This window comes from Variovorax sp. P4_D9, from assembly GCF_056401695.1.
Genome location: NZ_JBFUIU010000635.1, coordinates 1 through 5,202, shown reverse-complemented (window position 1 = coordinate 5,202; position 5,202 = coordinate 1). Strand labels below are relative to the sequence as shown.

Here is a 5,202-nt window from a genome sequence, read left to right as displayed (position 1 = left end):
CTCTTGCGTAAGACGTAACATCTCAGCGGCAAGGTTCTCAGCCCACTCAACCATCGCGCTCGCCCAATTCAGCGGGCGTGATGCCCAGTGGCGCTGGGCGCTGGGTGCGCGAGGTTATCGGGGGCATCAATGGCGATCAGCCGCTTGTCAGTCTGGGCGCCATCAAGATCGCCGCGCTCGCGTGCTATCGACGCAAGCAAGGCCATCGCAGCGCGATCGCATGACGGGCCGCAGTCGGCCATCAGCGGACTTATCGTGCATGACCTTCAACATGCCCAAAAACCCTTGTCTCCCTGCAGAAGTGAAACTCTGGATTTGCGCAATCGCTGCGGCGTTTGTTTGAATGGGTCAGTTCGCACCGGCGCGGGTTGCCGAGTCGCTCGGGACTCATGGGACGTAGATCCTGAGCACCGACGCTCTACCACTCTAAGTGACTTCGATTCCGTCAGGTCCAGTGGCAGCAATCGCGAACCGTTGTGCGTACTCTTTGGGCGTCACCCCAAGGCGCCGGACAAACGCCCTCCTCAAGACATCCACGCTCTGGTAGCCGTATCGGCGCGCAATCGATTCCAGTGACCGTCCACCAAGCTCCAGAGCCTGGCAAACTGCTTCGAGCCGTACCTGCTCAACGTACTTCGCGGGCGTGGTCTTCATCTCTCGTTGGAACATCCGCACCAACGTTCTGACACTTGTGGTTGCGACCTCAGCAAGCATCTCGACCGTTATCTCCTTGCCGAGGTGTTCGTTTACCCAAAGACGCAGGCCATCGAGGATAGGGCTCAGCCCTTTCTGGGCCTGGAGTGAGACGCTGAACTGAGCTTGTCCTCCCGGTCGTCGAAGAAACAAGACCAAGCCCTTTGCGAGCTCCAACGCAACAGAGTTGCCCAGGTCTTCTCCAACCAATGCGAGGGCGAGGTCGATTCCAGCCGAGATTCCCGCGGACGTATAGAGGTTTCCGTCCTTCACCCAAATCGGATTCGGGTCAACCTGGACTGCAGGGTAGCGCTCGGCAAGCCGATTCGCCATGGCCCAATGGGTTGTCGCTCGGCGGCCGTCCAGCAGCCCGGCCTCTGCCAACGCAAACGCGCCAACACATATCGAGCAAACCCGCCTTATGGTTTTGGCTCGGCCTCGTAGCCAATCGATGGCGGTGCTGTCCAAGTGCTCCAGTGAGCCCATGCCAGTGGCCACGAGGAGCGTGTCGATAGGTCTGCTCGCGCGGCGCTCGTCGGCCAAGGTCCGGTGCCCCCTGAGACCGATACCAGTCTCGCTTTCCAGGTACACGTCCGTGCCTGCACTTACCAGCTCGAGCGTGTAGGGCGCGGTTTCTCCAATGTGCATCTTGTTGGCCAAGGCAAACACCTCTGCCGGCCCTATGACATCCAGAGCGTCCACCGGTGTCAGGCCCAAGATGACGACCCGCTTTTGAGCGGGCCCGATATGGGCACTTCTAAGCTTCGTTCGCTTGTTCATCAGGCCTCCGGTCTCGAAAAACCAAGGCTTCATTTTGGCACAAATCGTCTGAAGAATGTCTTTTACGCCACCGCTCCGGTCTTTAGACTTGAGCCCAAGTCAACCAAATCTGAGGCATCCCAAATGAGCTCACTCGTCACTGTCGGCGGCATGACCACTCCGGACACACAGCTCGCTCGCAAGGCCGTCTCGCTGGTGCATCGAGTGCACTCGGAGACGATGAAGAACCACTTGCACCGGACTTGGTGGTTCTCTGAGTTCCTTGGCAAGAAGCGCGGCCTGAAGTACGACCGAGAAGCCGTCTACCTCGCCTCTCTTCTTCACGACCTGGGGCTCACCAATGAGTACGCAGCGGACAACCGATTTGAGGTCGACGGCGCGGATGCCGCCAGACAATTCTTGATTGCAGAGGGCTACTCGGAGGCAAAGGCTCAGCTGGTCTGGGATGCCATTGCCCTGCACGCCAGTGCCGGCATCGCCGATCGTCGAGAGCCGGAAGTTGCCCTGGTGCACATGGGCGCGCACGTGGATGTCATGGGCCTTCGGATTGACGAAATCACCCCCGGGCTCATCGACGACACGCTTGCCCTGTACCCACGCCTCGGCTTCAAGGCAGCGTTTCAAGAGGCTCTCGCAGCGGTCGCGCGCAAGAAGCCGCATACCGCGGTCGGCACCGGCCTGGCGGACATCGGGCGTCGCCATGTTCATGGCTTGGTGGTTCCCGACGTTTGCGACCTACTCGACCACGCTCCGTTCGAGAGCTGATCCGCAAACAAGAAAAGTGGCCTTGTGCCTCCACTGAACGGGCACAGTTTTGTCGACTACGAGCATATGCCCGTAGCGGCTGAAAGGAAGCAAATCATGACTCAAGCAGACATCCTCGTGAGTGGTGCAACGGGCCGTACAGGAGGCGCAGCGATAGACACATTGTTGAAGATGGACAGGCGTGTGCGGGCCTATGTGCGCGCTGATGGCGACGCTGCCCAGGCCCTGCGAGAGAGGGGCGTCGAGATTGCCGTGGGCGACTTCACTGACCTCGATGCGATTCGCTCTGCGATGGAAGGGATTCGCTCCGCCTATTTCCTGCATCCCATCAGCCCGGGCATTGTCCACGCAAGCGCCTATTTTGCGCAGGCTGCGAAGGAGGYGGGTGTCACTGCCATCGTCAACATGTCGCAGATATCGGCCCGGCGGGACTCGAAGAGCCATGCCGCGCAKGACCACTGGGTTGCAGAACGTGTTTTCGACTGGTCAGGCGTGGCGACGACCCACCTGCGTCCCACCTTCTTCGCCGACTGGCTCGTCTATCCCCATTTCGCGCATGAGATTTGGGCGAAGAAGCGCATTCAGTTCCCGTTCGGAGACGGCCGTCACGCGCCCATCAGCGCCGACGACCAGGGTCGCGTCATTGCACACATCCTGGACAACCCTTCCTCGCACGGGGGCAAGACCTACACCCTTCATGGCCCGATCGAGATGAATCACGACCAGATTGCCGCAGCCATGAGCGACGTACTTGGCGCGAAAATCGAATATGCCCCGCTCTCCATCGAAGAGTTCCGGCATGAGATGCAGCACACCTACAAGTTCAACCCGTTCCTCGTTCAACACCTGGTCGAGGTGGCACAGGACTATCAGAACGGAGTGTTCGCGGGGACAAACAATGCCGTCGAGCAGGTGACGGGTGAGCCGGCGCTATCCGTTGCGGACTTCATCGCGAAGAACCGAGACGCGTTTGTCTAAAGGGCTGGGTCCAGCTCGGATTCAAGGAGCTTGGTATGCCCATAGTCGATGCGCCCATACGGGTCGAGGATTGCAGCTGCTTTGCCATCAGGAGGGCCGCCCGGCAGGCGGCAAGGCTGTACGACGCGCATCTGCAGCCGACCGGGCTACGGATATCGCAGTTTCTGATTCTGGCTTTGCTCGAAGAGGTCAAGAGTGCGCCCATGAGCACCCTTGCTGAGCGCCTCGACACCGAACGGACGGCCATGGGAAAGATGGCCTCCGTTCTGGAGCGAGATGGCTTGGTTCAGATTGGCCCCGCGCCCGCTGATGGCCGCATGCGCCTGGTGGAGCTCACGCAGGCAGGGCAACGACTCCTTCGTCAAGCCTTTCCACTTTGGCTGCAAGCGCAACGCCGGATGGAAGCATTGAATGGAACGCAGAGAGTGGCCGCGCTCAGGATGGAATTGGCTGGACTGGATATGCGCAACACATCCGCTGCGTGAGTCGACCTGTCGAATTGGCTGGATCATGAGGAGTTTCGCGCCACGCTTTTCGACGCCGCTGGACTCGCCACRCCCGCGCGGTGCACCGCTGCTGGACGCACAGATGCTGGCTGCTCCTTTYCGCTGCAAGCACTGCCGCRGTTGCTATTCTTGTCTCGGCTACGCGCCGCCGACGGGATACAGGTGCCTGGCGCCAAAGGCGCGCGCAGCCGTGACACGCGCCGCTATCGGTTGAACAGGTTGRMCGCCCTGACGACCGAGTTTCAAGGCCTGCGTCGATGACGCCGCGCTGGAACAGCGGTTTCACTCTTACTTTCCGAATGACCAACCCCTTGCTGGACGCGGCTTGGCCGCGCACAAGGCTCTTCAGACCACAGGCAGTCTCACTTTTGCCGTCACGTTTGGAACGGAATTACTTTTCTCTACGCCACGGTACGCTGCTTGGGCCGACCGGCATCGTCACGGTAGGCCTCCACGAGCTGAACGTAGCTGCGCGGTCCGGGGTGAGTGACTTTGATCAACACGCCGCCATTACACGAATTTCCGATTTCCGCTTCCAAGTCCTTGATTTGATTGGAGTCGACTGGACTTTCCGCACCTGAACTGTCGAAGTCGGGAGTCCCTTGGCATCAGCGTTGTTCCACACATCGATCAACAGCATCACAGCCTTTGAACGTGCTTCGCAGGACGTGCGGTTTGCGATGCAATGGACTCCCATTGCTACAGCTCTTTAGGGCAGGTCCCCGCGCGATCGCTAGAAGTTCTCGATCCTCCCCTTCAGTGTCCTCTCGCTGAAGATCGGCGAAGTATCAATGGTTGTCAACTTTAGAGGTATTGAAACGAACGCCCTGACCCTAATCGATGGAGGGCGCCCATACATGACAGCCGATTTACCGAGCTTCTAATTACATAAAATCAACTGGCTGCGGAAGGCTCAGATAATTCTTGGTCAATTGCTTTTCTCTTTGCTGATTTGGATTGACGCCTCCACACCAGTCACTCGATTTGGGATGCCCCTCTCCTGTTTTATTGGCGACACTGCAAGATAGTTTTTGGCGAATCACTGCCTTATTGGCCGGGCATTGAGAGGGATCCCCAGCTTCCGGACATAGAGCAAATTTTTCATTAACGACAAAGGTATATACATTGTCATTCAAATCCGTGAAGCGCACTTTGATAGGATAACCGACCAMCGTGCCCACTCTGAATCCCGCGATCTGACTATCGTCAGGCATGGTGACATCCTGCTTGTTTTTCTCGCAATTCAAGTCATTCGCATCCCGCCCTAGATACTATGGAAGGGCCGCGGAGGTAAGCCCCCTGGAGTAGAACGAGGATTCGAAGACTCGTTTTTCGAAAGGAGCATGCAAATGAAAGCGCCTGACACAGCCCTTCAGGGGCAGGATACGACGATCATCGGCCGGCTGTATATGGCCTTCGAATTGGGCGACAAGAGCTGGAAGCTGTCGCTGGGTGACGGCGTGCGCGCGCCGAGCCGATG

General features: G+C 58.6%; 6 protein-coding genes and 1 pseudogene. 5 read left to right on the top strand and 2 right to left on the bottom strand.

Annotated features, from left to right (window positions below; all coding sequences use genetic code 11):
* Nucleotides 1-426 precede the first annotated feature (426 nt).
* On the bottom strand, nucleotides 427-1,473 hold the full coding sequence (locus AC1DY5_RS41145) for a GlxA family transcriptional regulator (protein WP_478120198.1): 1,047 nt from the start codon (nucleotides 1,471-1,473) through the stop codon (nucleotides 427-429).
* 123 nt (nucleotides 1,474-1,596) lie between these two features.
* Here AC1DY5_RS41145 and AC1DY5_RS41140 point away from each other — a divergent pair, with 123 nt between their 5' ends.
* From AC1DY5_RS41140 to AC1DY5_RS41125, 4 genes are all read left to right on the top strand, one after another.
* A complete protein-coding gene (locus AC1DY5_RS41140) occupies nucleotides 1,597-2,238 on the top strand; it encodes an HD domain-containing protein (protein ID WP_478120197.1) in 642 nt (213 codons plus the stop codon).
* Nucleotides 2,239-2,334: 96 nt separating this feature from the next.
* Nucleotides 2,335-3,216: an NmrA family NAD(P)-binding protein gene (locus AC1DY5_RS41135; RefSeq protein WP_478120196.1), complete on the top strand. Its 882-nt coding sequence runs from the start codon at nucleotides 2,335-2,337 to the stop codon at nucleotides 3,214-3,216.
* Between the two features lie 35 nt (nucleotides 3,217-3,251).
* Nucleotides 3,252-3,701 (top strand): MarR family winged helix-turn-helix transcriptional regulator, encoded by a 450-nt coding sequence (locus AC1DY5_RS41130; protein ID WP_478120195.1) that lies wholly within the window; start codon nucleotides 3,252-3,254, stop codon nucleotides 3,699-3,701.
* A gap of 278 nt (nucleotides 3,702-3,979) precedes the next feature.
* Entirely contained in the window at nucleotides 3,980-4,303 is a 324-nt protein-coding gene (locus tag AC1DY5_RS41125) for a hypothetical protein (RefSeq protein WP_478120199.1), read from the top strand.
* Nucleotides 4,304-4,606: 303 nt separating this feature from the next.
* Here AC1DY5_RS41125 and AC1DY5_RS41120 read toward each other — a convergent pair whose 3' ends face one another.
* Entirely contained in the window at nucleotides 4,607-4,936 is a 330-nt protein-coding gene (locus tag AC1DY5_RS41120; RefSeq protein WP_478120194.1) for a hypothetical protein, read from the bottom strand.
* A gap of 135 nt (nucleotides 4,937-5,071) precedes the next feature.
* On the opposite strand from AC1DY5_RS41120, the pseudogene AC1DY5_RS41115 reads away from it, so the two are divergent.
* Nucleotides 5,072-5,202: pseudogene (locus AC1DY5_RS41115) on the top strand (IS110 family RNA-guided transposase); the annotation flags it as partial.

Coding starts and splice junctions, on each gene's coding strand:
- AC1DY5_RS41145 (WP_478120198.1), bottom strand. CDS start 1,473: ATGAACAAGCGAACGAAGCTTAGAAGTGCCCATATCGGGCCCGCTCAA.
- AC1DY5_RS41140 (WP_478120197.1), top strand. CDS start 1,597: ATGAGCTCACTCGTCACTGTCGGCGGCATGACCACTCCGGACACACAG.
- AC1DY5_RS41130 (WP_478120195.1), top strand. CDS start 3,252: ATGCCCATAGTCGATGCGCCCATACGGGTCGAGGATTGCAGCTGCTTT.
- AC1DY5_RS41125 (WP_478120199.1), top strand. CDS start 3,980: ATGACGCCGCGCTGGAACAGCGGTTTCACTCTTACTTTCCGAATGACC.